Raw genomic sequence first — 14,459 nt, forward strand, 5'->3', positions numbered from 1 at the left:
GAGTGGGTATACTGACATTCGAAAAATCATTTCGAGCGAATGCCCCGCGGGCAACGAGGAAAAAGAAAACCACTGGATCTGCTTGTTTCACACCGATGCCAAATTTCAAAGTGGCGAATGCACCTGTAGCTGGCGGGTGCGGCTGATCGCTGAGTTTCGGTCCTGAGGAACAGTGGTTGGGGAAGGTGCCGAGCGACTAGGCTCTGGCTCTGGATGCGGCACCTGCGTTTTATGCGATGCGATTTTCAATCTGGATTTCTTAGCCCAGGATTCTGTAGACGCAGGACTATGTGAGGGAAACTAGGTTGGCGGAAACTCAGTGGCAAAGATCGCATTTGGGCTGGTGCATTGTGCGAGCACTCTACAATTGCAGTGGCGAGCCGCCAATAGTGCCACCTTGTGGGATCGGTACAGGGAGCGTCATCAACGGCCGACCGTTCGGTTCTTCAGGGAGTCTTCGAACTGAGTTTATCTAGCTGCACCATTGGGAGTGTTATCACGCTCTTGCCAGCCATGTTCCTGGCGCAGAATTTTTGGGGGGAGCTGGATGACTGGCTTGCAAATTGCCTCGATGTATTGCCGCAGCAGTTCATTGCGTTTGCGACGCAAGAGTGGTCGCCGGACCAGTGGTCGCCTCGCGTTTTGATCTCAATTTTAATTTTAGCGGGCTCCGCGTTCGTCCAGGCGACGGTTGGATTTGCTGCTGCGTTGTTCGGGCTGCCATTGCTGTTGTGGGCAGGGAACAGCTTGGTAGAGGCCCAAGTCATGATAATCACGGCGATGCTGGCTCAAAACTTTCTCTCGGTTTGGAAGCTGAGACGCAGTATTGATTTGCGAGAGGTCGTTGTCCCTGCTGCTATCCGAATCTCAGCGTTGCCGATTGGCGTTGCAGGACTGGGCTTCGTAATGACCTGGTCTGCTGCCGCGGTCAATCAACTAGTGGGAGGCATTATTCTGTTTGCGGTTGCGCTCCAATCGTTGGTGGGCATTGAGTGGAAAAATGCCAACAAACCGATTTGGGTGGCCGCCACCTTTGGCGGGAGCGGAATCTTGCAGGGGCTTTCCGGGATGAGCGGGCCGCCCATGGTGTTGTGGGTGCATGGGCAACGCTTTTCGGCCGATCGGGCGCGGGCGTTCTTATTCAGCATGTACATTAGCAATTTTGGGCCCCAGATGGCATTGTTGACTTGGCGATTTGGCTTCTCGGTATGGTACTCCGCCGGCATTGCCCTGTTGTCCGTGCCATTGGTCATCGTCGGCGCGTTACTCGGTCTACGCCTCGGTAGCTGGTTTGGAGACCGATGGTTACGTCCAATTACCTACTTATGTCTAATCGTGTTGGCTGTTTCTTCGATGCTTGAGCCTTGGCTCAACCGTCCGTGAGCTGACGATTCGGCCTATTGTTGCCTCACCGTGAGGGTGCGGGGGGCGGTGACGGGTTTCCGTTTTTTGCCGGTGCCGATATAAATTACGGTCCATACCAGACTACATCTCGTCCGAATGGCAGGTGGTTTAGGGCTGCTGCTGGTAATGCTTGTTTGGATTCTTAAGGATTTTCCTGTGCCGTTCGCCGAAATTGGACCGATCGCCGTTCACTTACCTGAGCGTATTGAAACGAACGATCAGCTGCAGGCAGAGTTTCCCAACTGGGACCTTCAGCTCATTGGTGAAAAGACGGGAATACTCAGTCGGCATATTGCCGCTCCCAATGAGACTGCATCCGATTTGGCTGTAGCTGCAGCCGAGAAATTGTTCTCGGAACATGGGGTTGATCGACAATCGATCGACTTTGTGTTGTTATGCACGCAGACTCCCGACTACCCGCTCCCCACGACTGCTTGTTTGATTCAGCAGCGGCTCGGTTTGCGAGAAAACTGCGGAGCGCTCGATTTTAATTTGGGATGCTCGGGCTTTGTCTATGGTCTGGCGATGGCCGAGGGCTTAATTCGTTGTGGGGCGGCCAGCAATATCCTCTTGCTAACGGCGGAAACCTATTCGAAATATATCGATGCCGACGATCGCAGTCTCCGCACGATATTTGGGGATGCTGCTGCAGCAACATTGGTTCAGGCGTCGCCGAACCAAAGTCTCAGCGGATTTCAGTTTGGAACCGACGGTAGTGGGGCTGATACGCTTCTGGTCGCTGACGGCGGTGCTCGGCAGCCCGATGCAGCAATAAAGCCAAGGCACCGCAAGCGGTGGAAGAGCCGATTGTACATGGATGGTCCCAGCCTCTTGAATTTTACGATCGTGGCCGTTCCGCAATTGGTCCAGGACGTATTGAAGGCAGCTGGACTGGAGGAAAAAGACGTCGACTATTACTTGTTGCATCAAGCGACTCGTAAGATGTTGGAACAGCTGCAAATTCAACTGGGCCTGGATGACTCACGACTCCCGATTCGATTGCAAAACGTTGGCAATACTGTCTCAAGTACACTTCCCATTCTGATATCACAGATGCGGGAGGATGGTTCGCTGAAGCCGCAGGCTAGTTCACTACTGATCGGCTTTGGGGTAGGCTGGTCCTGGGCTGGTTGCTCGTGGAAAGAAACTTGGCTTCCTAAATCGGCGGCCCCAGACGCCTAATGCTATTAATGTGATACCGTACTATGGACTCGATTCAAGGCCGCGCACTGGTTGCCTCTCCCTACCTCAACGACCCCAATTTCTTGAGATCGGTCGTCTATGTCTTGCAGCACGATGAAGAAGGGGCGTTCGGCCTAGTGCTGAACCGTCCAACGCAGGCCACGATTGGAGAATTGATGGAGCAGTTGGGGGAAACGTCCGTCGTCAATGATGCGAATGTGTATTGGGGAGGGCCCGTGGATGGTCCTTTGATGCTATTGCAAGAAGCGGTGAGTCCCAGTGGCGACCATGCGATTTTTGCTGCCTCGGATCAAGCCAAAATCTTAAAGATCTGTGTGGGCAATGAGATGGAAGAGGTCGGGGCTGGCCGCTATCGAATCTTTGACGGTTACGCCGGGTGGGGAGCAGAGCAATTGAATCGCGAGCTCAAGTCGGGGGATTGGCTGTTGTGGGATGTGACTCCCAACCACATTTTCACCGAAGTTGATGAATTGTGGGAATCGGCCATCAAGTCCATCGGTCGCGATGTACTGGCCGGAGGGATTGACCGTTCGCGCATTCCCGAAGATCCAGCCTTCAACTAGGCGACATTCCATCTTGGCGAAGTAAAGCGTTTATGCGCACGATTGCTATCGGGGATATTCACGGATGTTCAAAAGCTCTCGATGGTCTGTTGCAGATCCTCGACCCTCAACCCGCTGACTGCTTAGTCTTTCTGGGGGACTATGTGGATCGAGGACCCGACAGTCGGGGGGTGATCGATATGCTTTTGGAGCTCGAGGGGCGATGTAAAACGGTATTCTTGCGCGGCAACCATGAGATTATGTTCAGCGGCGTTTTGCGCGGTCTAGAGCCAACGCTTTGGATGCAGAACGGTGGCAGTCAAACGCTCACCAGCTACGGTGGTTTGCTGGATCACGTTCCCGATCGCCATCGCGAGTTCCTGCAGAACTGTGTTCCGCACTACGAGACGGAAAAGTCCATGTTTGTGCATGCCAACTATGTGGCGGACCTACCGTTGGATCAGCAGCCCGATTTGGCGCTGTACTGGGAACATCTGAACGATCGCTGGCCGGAACCCCACGTATCGGGCAAGCATGTGTACTGCGGACACACCCCCCAGACTGGAGGTCAGATTGGTTGGTATAGTCATTTCACCTGCATCGACACCTGCTGTTTTGGTGGTAACTGGTTGACGGCGGTGGATGTGGATAGTTGGGAAAGCTGGCAGGTTTCCAGGCAGGGGCATTTGCGCGAGAACTGGCGTTTGCTGAAGAAGATTGTCCAAAAGATTCGGAAAAATGCGCGACGATACCGATCGTAGGCATTTCAAGGCAAGTTAGTTTGACTTTTCCCAATTCCCGGCCAAATGATCTCGCTTCGGAGTTCAACAACTGGACGATAGAGGCTCTCAGGCTCAGCAATACTCTTTCAGCTATCCGCACGTTCAACACGCTTGGCACCTTGCGATAAATGGCTGGTATAGCGAAAGTAGTAGGGTTGTGCCGAATGCGTCGGTCATTATTCGTTTCCTAGACCCACAAAGGTCAGGCTTTGCAATCGATGGACCCTACTATAGCGTCTGTGTACCCAGTTGTTCCCGGCGTGAGCGACTTGGATTTAGAACACTTCACTGGAAATCAGCCTCCACCAAGAACGAATTTGGTGGCTGTCCTTCAGCATTGGGCGAAAGTGCGCGGTGACGAGCCCGCGTTCTACTTTACCGACGGTGAAGATGGCGACACTGATCAGTGTTTGACTTTCCGCGAACTCGATGCCGCGGCCAGAAATGTGGGGGGCTACCTGCAGAAGCAGGGGGCGGCCGGCGGTCGCGTCCTGTTGGTCTACCCACCGGTGCTGGACTTCGTCATTGGCTTCTTCGGTTGTTTGTATGCTGGGGCGACGGCGGTTCCCGCCTTTCCACCGCGGCGCAATCGCAAAGGGCAGCGGATTCACAGCATCGCCCGAGATTGCCAGGCACAGTTGGCTTTGACCAATGAGCATGTGCGGCAGCAAATCGAAGCGGACGCCAATTGGGTGGAATGGGAATCCATTTCGATCATTGCGACGGATGGTCTACCGCAAGACTATTCGAATTCGTGGAAAGCCCCCAACATTGCTGAGGATGACCTAGCGGTGTTGCAGTACACCTCGGGTTCCACTGGTCAGCCCAAGGGGGTGATGTTGTCGCATGGCAACCTAGTGCGGAACACTGAAATGATCATGGTCGCCTTCAAAGCGGATGGCGACACGGTTGGGGTCAGTTGGTTGCCGACCTATCATGACATGGGCTTAGTGGGAGGAATACTCGCGCCTGTATTCGTGGGTCGACCGAGTGTATTAATGAGTCCGATGGCATTTCTGCAAAAGCCGATTCGCTGGTTGCGGACCATCTCGCGGTATGGTGCAACCATTAGTGGTGGCCCTAACTTTGCGTACCAGTTGTGCGTCGACAAGATCGGTGACGAGGAGTTGGCTGGAATCGATCTGAGTAGTTGGGTGACCGCGTTTAATGGTGCAGAGCCGGTCCGCGCAGCCACTTTGAAGCAATTCACGGAGCGGTTTGCCAAGGCCAAGTTTCAGGAAACGGCGCTCCTTCCCTGCTATGGAATGGCTGAGACCACTTTGATCGTAACGGGTGGACCGCAGTATGAACCGCCAGTCGTTCGCACCTTTGATGCGACGGCCTTGGATCTGCAGAAAGTTGTACCTTGCTCAGCTGATCAGGAGAATGCGCGCGAGTTGGTGGCAAGTGGAGCGATCCTACCAGGCGAGACGGTCTTAATCGTTGAACCTGAAACGGGATGTGTATTGGATGCAGGCGCGATAGGGGAGATTTGGGTCATCAGCCCGAGTGTTGGGCATGGCTATTGGGAGCGTGAAGAGGCGACTCGCGAGATTTTTCAAGCCATGACGTCCGACGGTGCAGGGCCCTTTCTGCGAACGGGCGACCTGGGATTCATGTTCGAAGGTCAGCTGTTTGTGGCGGGACGGCTCAAGGACATGATTATTGTCCGCGGAGTGAATCGTTACCCGCAAGACATCGAGCAAACGGTGGAATCGGCCCATGAAATTATGCAGAGTGGGCTCGTCGCAGCATTTGCCGACACCTCGGATGACCGGGAGCGGCTAATCATCACCGCCGAAGTTCCGAAGCGGCGAGAGGAGACCGATTGGGATCAATTGATGCTCACCATTCGCCGCGAAGTGGCACAGCAACATGACTTGCCGCCGGACGCCGTCATCTTGGTGCGTTTCGGCACCTTGCCACGGACGTCGAGCGGCAAGATTCAGCGGCATGCGTGCCGCCAAGACTTTAGCCGTGGCTCCCTGAAGATTGTGGCTCAGTGGAAGTCTTGGGAGATCGACCTGCCGACCGGGGGTGAGCCGATGATTGCCGCGTCCACCCTACGGCAGTCCGGAGGCGACAACGGCCAGGTAGTCGAGGAAGCAGTCGATTCCTCCGCGTTGGGGGCTCTGGATCACGAAATTGTTGACATCGTCATGGACGCAATTCGTGCCGTGGCGCAGGAGCGAGCAAAGCAACTCGATCTACATACGAACATTGTATTGGACCTGGGGCTCGATAGTCTTGAGCGCATGCAGATTGCCCATTCGCTGGAGCAGACCTTTGACGGACGCTTCCCGGAGCATGTTCTGCAGGAGATCGAGACCGTCCGTGAAGTTGCGGAGGCGATTGACCGGTATCTGGGGAAGAAACGCATCCGACGGGAGCTGGTCCCAACGGAGACTGGACTCAAGCCCGCGGACAGTCGGAAAGTCGAAGAAGAGGACTATCGTTTCGATCAGTTGCCGGAGTATCGGCGGTTGAAGCGAACCATGCTTCAATTCGAAATGACTGGAGTTCCCAACCCCTATTTCTCCGTTCATGAAGGAATCGTGCGCGATACGACGAGGATTGCCGGGCGTGAACTGATCAGTTTCTCGTCCTACAACTACTTGGGGATGTCAGGCGATCCGGAAGTCACACAAGCTGTCATCGAAGCGGTGCAGGAATACGGCTCGAGCGTCAGCGCATCGCGATTGGTGAGCGGTGAGAAAAAATTGCACCGCGAATTGGAAGACGGGATCGCTGAATGGATTGGCACCGACGCATCCATTGTTATGGTAGGCGGGCACGCTACCAATGAAACGACGATTGGGCAGATCGTAGGTCCTGGTGACTTAATAATCCATGATTCGTTGTCCCACAATAGTATTGTTCAAGGTGCGATGCTCTCCGGAGCACGGCGACGACCCTTCCCACACAACGATTGGCAAGCCCTGGAGAGTATTCTGGCTGAAGTGCGCGCAAGTTACCGCCGCATTCTGGTGGTCATCGAGGGCGTTTACAGTATGGATGGCGACTACCCCGAGTTGCCAAAATTCATCGAAGTCAAGAATCGCTACAAGTCTTGGTTGATGGTTGATGAGGCCCATTCGATCGGGACGATGGGGCCAACCGGACGCGGTATTGCCGAACATTTTGGGGTCGATGCGCGGGGCGTTGATATCTGGATGGGGACGCTCAGCAAGTCCTTCGGAAGTTGCGGAGGCTACATCGCTGGATGTGCTGAGCTCATCGAGCTGCTGAAGTACACCGCACCTGGCTTTGTGTTTAGCGTGGGGCTTTCCCCTTCCAACACGGCCGCCGCGCTAGCGTCGCTGAAGACGCTCAAAGCGCATCCGGAACGCGTGCAGACCTTGCGCAGCCGGGCCCAGTTGTTCTTAAATGAGGCCAAGAAGAGGGGGTTGAACACTGGGGATTCCCACGACACGCCGGTAATCCCGGTGATCACGGGTAATTCTCTCCATGCACTACTATTGTCTCGCAAAATGTTCGAAGCGGGAGTGAATGTGCAGCCCATTCTTTATCCAGCGGTGGAGGAATCTGCGGCTCGATTGCGTTTCTTCATTACCTCAACGCATACCGAAGAGCAGATTCGGTATACGGTAGAGAAGGCAGCCGAGGCGCTCGAAGAAATCCATCCGGCCTATTTTGCGTGAGTGGAGAAGTTGCTCGACTGGCCAGCTTCCTGGTTTCGCGGGGTTGCGTGTAGGAGTACACTGGAGGGAAATTTACTGGAGGGGCGCCCTAGGATTCCCCTCAGTTCCTGCTTCCTCACCTTGCGAGACCAACGCATGAGCCTACCTTCATCTTCGAGCACGAATGCTAACCCTTCCACAGGGATTTCCTCGCGACGTGCCTTTGTCGGAACCACTGCTGCTGCATCTGCCGCGCTAGCATCGATGGTGCATACCTCTGCCGCGCATGCAGCTGAAACCCGCGAGCTACGCTTGGCCTTAGTGGGCTGCGGTGGACGTGGGAAGGGTGCCCTCAACGATTCACTGACGATCAACGAAAACATCAAGTTGGTTTCGGTGGCTGACTTGTACATGAAGAATTGCGAATTTGCGGTCAAGTCCGCTGCGCGTTCCCATGCGGACAAAGTGGCCGTCCCCGAGAGCAAAATGTATGCGGGTCTCGACGCGTACAAGAAAGTTCTCGAGGACCCCGAAGTGGATGTTGTGCTGCTCACCACCTCCCCCGGGTTTCGCCCCTACCATGTGCTCGAAGCGGTTCAAGCGGGCAAGCATGTGTTTGCAGAAAAGCCATCGTGCGTGGATCCCGCTGGCTATCGGGTTTGCTTGCAAGCACATGAGCTGGCCGAAAAGAATGGGACAGCGATTGTTACAGGGACGCAATACCGTCGACAAACAAATTACATTGGCGCCGTTGAACAAATTCGAAATGGTGCGATCGGCGATATTGTCAGCGCAGTGACCCGCTATTGCTCAAACGGGATTTGGTTCAAGAATCGAGAACCGGGTATGAGTGATACGGAGTACGAGCTCTACAATTGGATGCACTATATTTGGTTGAGTGGAGACCAAATTGCTGAGCAAGCGGTGCATAATATTGACGCGATGAACTGGGTCATGGGCTCCGCCCCTGAATCTGCCTATGGTTCGGGGGGACGCTTTACCCGGCCTGAAGGTAGTGAAATGTGGGACAGCGTTTCAGTGGATTACGTTTATCCCGGTGACCGTCGACTGTCGTTCATGTGTCGGCAGATTCCTGGAAGTGAATCGGAGAATGGCAATGTCGTCTATGGCACCGAGGGCACTTGTTTCATCAGTGCGATGAGTGGCGGCTCGAAGATTCTGGACCGCACCGGCAAAGAAGTCTGGCAGCAGGGCGGAAGTATCGGTGAGGCTTACCAACAAGAGCACAAGGATTTGATCGATTCCATCCGGGCTGGCAAGCCTATAGTGGAACTGAAGCAAACCGCGGACAGCTCGCTTACCGCAGTCATGGGACGCATGGCAGCCTATACCGGGCAACGGGTTTCCTGGGACTTTGTCACCAAGGAATCGACTCTAGACTTGTTTCCTAAGGATTTGTCTTGGGACGGAGAGCGTCCCGAGCCCAAGTTTGCCATTCCTGGGGCTACCAAGCTGGTTTAGCAGACTGGTTTAGCAAGTGGGGAATGAGTGCGGTATCGGCCGGCGGCGGGTACCGCACAAGCATCATCTAGGCCTTCTCCAGGCTGCGGCGGGAACGCGGAGTCTGGGGAGTTGGGGGGAGCGGCAGCTCGCCTTAAGAATCTAGGGAAATCCATGGAAGAAGACTCCGCTGCATCAATGAGTGCTAGCCGGTTGACGTTGAGGAGTTGGTGGGAGGAGCTTGCACCGGACTTGTTCAGCCCGCGGTCGAACGAGCCTGATGGCCAGCCGCCTGCTGGAGTGTCGGCTAGTCAGCCAGATTCGCTGTTGTTGTCCGTGTCACGTCGGGCGATGGCTTGTGAGTTTGAAGTTCTGCTCAATCGTGGGCAATTTGACAACGACGTATCTCGATGTGTAGAAGCGCTCGACAAAATCGAGCATCTAGAGCACCTGTTGAGTGTCTATAAGCCGAGGAGTGATCTGTCTCAGGTCAACCGTTGGGGCTCCGGCCGCAGTGTGCCAGTCGAATTCGAAACCATGCAATTGCTGCGTTTAGCGCGGGATATGCACCGCTTGACTTCCGGAGCGTTCGACCTGACCGCCGGCAGCTTGTCGGAGGCTTGGGGGTTCGCAAGACGCCAAGGAAAGATGCCAACCGAAGCAGAGATCGTTCATGCACTGGGGTGTTGTGGGGCCGAAAAGATCGAGCTCGATGAGCTTCAGCGGCAGGTGAAGCTTTCGCAACCGGGCGTGCGCCTCAATCCCGGTGGTATTGGGAAGGGCTTTGCACTCGACCGGGCCGCGCGACATCTGCTGGAGCATGGGATCGATGCCTTTATGCTGCATGGAGGCTCCAGCTCCATCGTGGCGCGAGGCGATCGGCAGTTGCAGGAGGTGGGAGGGGGATGGCTGGTCGCCCTGAAACATCCTTGGAGATCTGATGAGCAGTTGGGAACCATCCGCTTGCGCAATCAGGGGCTCGGTACGAGTGGTTCAGGCAAGCAATTTTTCCATTTTGGTGGTAAACGCTACAGTCATATTATTGATCCCCGTTCGGGCCGGCCCGCGCAGGAAATGATGAGTGCAACGGTAATTGGCGGCAGCGGGGCGGTGGCAGATGCCTTGGCGACAGCCCTGTTTGTGCTGGGGCCCGACGGAGCAAGAGAGTTGTGCGAGCAGCTACCGGAGGTGAGTTCGATCCTGATTTACTCGCATCCACGGAGCGGCAGTCTGCAGTTGGAAGTTCTCAATCCCACCGACGACTTGTGGCTGCCCCGCGTCAGGCATACCGAGTAGTTGTCGGTCGAGAAGTCTATTTGAGGTAGCGGCTGAAGTGCTTGTCCTCGCCGTGCACCTAGCTGCGCGAGCGGCGGGACCTTCGCAATTGTTCGACTGAGTGGTAGTCGTCCCCCCTCTTACGGGATGTCCTGGAAAAAAATTTCGTTTAATGAAGAGGGATTGGGGTGGAGGTCGATAGACAGTGGTGCAGCAAGTCCTAAGATGATTCCGTTCAACCGTAGGCGCCGTCGCTCAGCAGAGCAACGGTTTGTCGACTTGAGCGAATTCACATGGGTTGGCCTCATCCGCTGGCGTGGGACTCGGGCGTATCCCGTCGGAGGGTGGGGCCGCCCGCCTGAATTGGCCTTCAAATCAGGGGGCGGCTGGCTTCTTTGCCGTCGTTTGCCAAGACAGGGTGTCGAAGGCGACTTCGTGCATCACCAATTGGATTCATTCCATGGCTAATACGTGTCCGTGCAAAATGCACGAAGTCGCGTTTGTAGGAAGACCTGCGGGGGGCTTAGGCAGCAGCTTTGGCTAGCGAAGCGCCCATCATGGCGGGAGCTTGCAACGCTTCGAGGAATTCTTCAAAGATACGAATGTCTAGAGCGCTCGCAGCGCCACATTCGGGGTGGAACTGAGTGCCGATCGCGAACCAATCGATGGTTTCGGACTCGATGGCTTCGATGACGCCATCTTGGCAGCGGGCAGTGACTCGGAAGCCTTGTGCGACTTCATCAACGGCCATGTGGTGCCGGCTGGTGACGCGAATTTCGCCTTCTCCATAGACTCGACCGATCAAGGACTTGGGCTCGACGACTAGCGAGTGTCGGTGGAACGGGTCTTGAGGATCCCGGTGTGGCAGGGAGCCTGGGAGGTCTTCTGGGATATGTAGGAACAGGTTGCCGCCACAGGTGACGTTGAGAAGTTGCATGCCCGATCCGATTGCCAGGACGGGGATGCGTCGTTCGACCACTTCTTGAGCCAAGCGGCGGTCGAAGGTTTCGCGTCGCGCTTCCATGGGTTTGGTGGCGGGGTGCAGCATGAAATTGTCGTAGCGGGGATCCAGGTCACCGCCACCGATCATGACGCAAGCGTCGAGGTGGTCCAGGACTTGGTGAAGACTGGCGTCGTCCTCCAGGGGAGCTAGGATCAGCGGAATTCCGCCCGCTTTGGCAATCGAATCGTAATATCCCGCTGCGACATAGGAAAAGGCTGGTTGGTTGTGGGACGCAGCTCTGAAATCTGCATTGATACCTACGATCGGCTTATTCATCTGAAAATCCCTGTCAGATTAAAGTTCAATGCTCAGAGCGTAACGCGAATTATGACTGATGCTGATCAACTAAGGCGAATTGCGAAAGCTACGAAGAAAACCTGTGCGATAAAATCGCATTCTGGATTCGTAGTCTATTGACGAGATACTTCACGTCTCTATTGCGTCCCTGCAAATGTCGTGGTATTTCCGCTGCGACAGGCTTCGAATTATCATCCCGATAAATCCTCGCTTGATGGTTCGCAAACACGGCTGAGAAGACATTTTCAAAGTGACTTTCGCTCTATCCCTGCGAAAAGCGTCCGAAGACGGTAAACTCTGACATCTCAATGTTGCACAAGCACCCTCTGCTTGAGCGATGGGCAAGAAGTTAGCAGCTCGATTTGCATGAGCAAGCAGCTAACTATATTTGGTGTCCCTTTTTAATGCATCTACAACCAAGTGTGCTAGCATTAGCGTGCCCATGTTTCCTGAGCCGCGCTTGTTCGGTGCGACATGGCTGTTGGGTGCTAAGAGGGGCCTTGGCCCCCAGACTCCTAAATTGAAACGCAGAAGGAAAGCCGTGCATTTCGAACGTGTCCATATTGAAGCACTCGGTTTTACGCTCCCACCTGAGATCGTAACTAGTTCGGCAATTGAACAAGCTCTTGCGCCTACCTATGAGCGGCTGCGATTGCCGGAAGGCAGGCTGGCTCTGATGAGTGGCATTGAGGAGCGGCGTTTTTGGCCGCGTGGTACCTCGATTGGCGAGCCGAGTGTGCGGAGCGCTCGGCAGGCCCTGGAGGGAGCGGGTGTCTCTCCTGCCGAGATTGGCTGCCTAATCCATGCTAGTGTTTGTCGAGACTACTTAGAGCCGGCAACGGCCTGTCGGATACATGCGGAATTGGGGTTGAGTCCACAGTGTTGGGTGTACGACGTTTCGAATGCCTGTTTAGGGCTGCTCAGCGGCATGGTGCAGATAGCGACCTTGATCGAAAGTGGGGCGATTCGGGCGGGGATCGTCGTCGGAACGGAGAGTGGGCGGAATTTGGTCGAGGCGACCATCCAGTCGCTCAACGACGATACCACCCTTACACGGCAAACCATCAAGCCATCGTTCGCCTCGCTGACGATCGGCTCGGGGAGCTGTGCTGTGTTGCTGACGCATCGCGACCTTAGTCGCAGTGGAAATCGTCTTTTGAGCTGTGTTGCCCGGGCGGAATGCCAGCACCACCAGCTGTGCCAGAGCGATACCGATCAAGCTGGCGCGGCGATGCAACCACTCATGCAAACCGACTCGGAATTGCTCCTGCGGGCGGGGGTTAGCGTAGGGGAGAGCACCTATGCGGAATTGGTCGCAGCGGGGCATCCCGCCGGCAGTTTTGACGCCAGCGTCTGCCATCAAGTTGGCACTGCGCATCGCCGATTGATGTTGGAGTCGCTCGGCTTGCCAGCCGCCCAAGACTATTCCACCTTTGCATGGTTGGGCAATACCGGCGCCGTCGCATTGCCGACCGCCCTAGCCATGGGGATCCGAGCTGGATTTATTTCAGCAGGCAAAAAGGTGGCGTTGCTTGGCATTGGGTCGGGTATCAACTCCGTGATGATGGCGACCGAATGGGACCAGCCTCTCGCGTCTGGGGAAATCGACGCAAGTGCGGCTGCACGGTTGCAGTCAGGACTCGGTGCGTGAGGGCTTCCAGCCGGGGGCGCGCTGTGCGACGACGCAACACTCGCGGCGATTGCTGGCCAGTTGTCGGACCTCCACACGCTCAAAATCCCAGCTGCGAATCCGTGCCACGTACTGCTCCATGTACTGTGCCAGGTCGTAGGAGGTTAGCTTGAGCGTCAGCAGCATTCCCTCGATGCGGCTGGTCTTGTAGTTGACGATGTCCTCGACCGCGTCCAGGGTGTAATTGGGCGCAACGCTGGCGTCTGCATTGAGCCAGCGGAATTTGGCGAACATGCGGCGTCGAATGCCTACGGCCTTGCCACGCCAATGTTCGAATCTAGGGTGCTCCAGCAGCATGGGGTGCATCTCTGCCGGGTCGATTCCGGTCACAAACAGTCCCAGGTCGAGGAGCCGTTGGCAGGAACCGCCCGGAGAGCTACCGATCTCGACGATTTTGTCGCCGGGCTGCATTGGCAGCTGGCTCCACAGGACGGCTTCTCCCAGTTTAAGGTAGGCGCGGCTGATCATCTCGGTGGGGGGGGCGACTTCAATCACGCCACCGGGCCAGCAGCTTTGCGGGCGCTGGGCCTGGTGCTCTCCAATCAGCCACTGGTCGGGTTCAACGATGAGAATGTTGAACACTCGCGTCTGAGGGCTTACCGTCTGATTGACCTGTTTTGACAGCGGTTGGTCTGCAAGTGCTTCCCGCACCAGCTGCGCCACGGATTCGGACACTTCGGTCGGGCCGGGTTCAAAGCCTGAGGACCCTGGCAGGTCGCTGTCACGCTGGAATACATGCACGGCTCCCCACTCGCTCAGAGGCCTCACCGTCTCAGCCAGTTTCAGGGCTTCTTGGATCATCGCGCCGGCTTCTTGGCCGCGAACGTTTCCCAAGGCTTTGCCACAATGTCGGACGGGCCAGTCTGCAGCGAGTCGCTCGAGCATCTCGTCGACTTGATTATCTTCGCACCCCACGAAGGGGGCGTTTGGTGAAAATTTGAAGCTAAGGAAGCAGGGACGCGAGAAGGCAAGTCGGAGGGGTGAGTTCTTTCCCGCCCATTTTTGCTTGATGGTTGGCTCCACGCCTTGTTGGCAGACTACGAACAAGAATGGATCTTGCCGGATTCGGCCCTCAGGGGGAGAAGCTTCCTGGACGTGATTGGGGGTCATGATCTATAACTATGAGAGCAATGGGAAAAATATGGAAAGCGAATCCCTCAG

The 14,459-nt window shown here is 55.7% G+C and carries 10 protein-coding genes; 8 read left to right on the top strand and 2 right to left on the bottom strand.

All coding sequences use genetic code 11. The features are described 5' to 3' along the window. Nucleotides 1-513: 513 nt before the first annotated feature. The 7 genes from Q31a_RS10460 to Q31a_RS10490 all read left to right on the top strand — a co-directional run bounded on the left by Q31a_RS10460 (nt 514) and on the right by Q31a_RS10490 (nt 10,329). A complete protein-coding gene (locus Q31a_RS10460) occupies nt 514-1,383 on the top strand; it encodes a TSUP family transporter (protein WP_231691231.1) in 870 nt (289 codons plus the stop codon). A gap of 177 nt (nt 1,384-1,560) precedes the next feature. After that, the gene (locus Q31a_RS10465) at nt 1,561-2,586 is read left to right on the top strand and encodes a ketoacyl-ACP synthase III (protein ID WP_145077299.1); all 1,026 of its coding nucleotides are present in this window, start codon (nt 1,561-1,563) and stop codon (nt 2,584-2,586) included. A 23-nt stretch (nt 2,587-2,609) separates the two neighbouring features. Beyond that, entirely contained in the window at nt 2,610-3,170 is a 561-nt protein-coding gene (locus tag Q31a_RS10470) for a YqgE/AlgH family protein (protein WP_145077300.1), read from the top strand. 32 nt (nt 3,171-3,202) lie between these two features. Next, complete coding sequence (locus Q31a_RS10475) at nt 3,203-3,910, top strand: metallophosphoesterase family protein (protein ID WP_145077303.1); 708 nt, start codon at nt 3,203-3,205, stop codon at nt 3,908-3,910. Nucleotides 3,911-4,149: 239 nt separating this feature from the next. After that, a complete protein-coding gene (locus Q31a_RS10480; RefSeq protein ID WP_145077305.1) occupies nt 4,150-7,593 on the top strand; it encodes an aminotransferase class I/II-fold pyridoxal phosphate-dependent enzyme in 3,444 nt (1,147 codons plus the stop codon). A 135-nt stretch (nt 7,594-7,728) separates the two neighbouring features. Beyond that, entirely contained in the window at nt 7,729-9,054 is a 1,326-nt protein-coding gene (locus tag Q31a_RS10485) for a Gfo/Idh/MocA family protein (protein ID WP_145077307.1), read from the top strand. Nucleotides 9,055-9,207: 153 nt separating this feature from the next. After that, on the top strand, nt 9,208-10,329 hold the full coding sequence (locus Q31a_RS10490) for an FAD:protein FMN transferase (RefSeq protein WP_145077309.1): 1,122 nt from the start codon (nt 9,208-9,210) through the stop codon (nt 10,327-10,329). A 502-nt stretch (nt 10,330-10,831) separates the two neighbouring features. Here the strand turns inward: Q31a_RS10490 and Q31a_RS10495 are convergent. Beyond that, nucleotides 10,832-11,587: a gamma-glutamyl-gamma-aminobutyrate hydrolase family protein gene (locus Q31a_RS10495; protein WP_145077310.1), complete on the bottom strand. Its 756-nt coding sequence runs from the start codon at nt 11,585-11,587 to the stop codon at nt 10,832-10,834. Nucleotides 11,588-12,149: 562 nt separating this feature from the next. Between Q31a_RS10495 and Q31a_RS10500 the strand changes: the two genes are divergently transcribed. Next, nucleotides 12,150-13,259, top strand: coding sequence for a 3-oxoacyl-ACP synthase III (locus tag Q31a_RS10500; RefSeq protein ID WP_145077313.1), 1,110 nt, complete (start codon nt 12,150-12,152; stop codon nt 13,257-13,259). On the opposite strand, the gene Q31a_RS10505 is transcribed toward Q31a_RS10500, so the two are convergent. After that, complete coding sequence (locus tag Q31a_RS10505) at nt 13,242-14,408, bottom strand: hypothetical protein (protein WP_145077315.1); 1,167 nt, start codon at nt 14,406-14,408, stop codon at nt 13,242-13,244. The genes Q31a_RS10500 and Q31a_RS10505 overlap by 18 nt on opposite strands. Between the last annotated feature and the right edge of the window lie 51 nt (nt 14,409-14,459).

The sequence above is a fragment of the Aureliella helgolandensis genome, from assembly GCF_007752135.1.
Lineage (GTDB): Bacteria > Planctomycetota > Planctomycetia > Pirellulales > Pirellulaceae > Aureliella > Aureliella helgolandensis.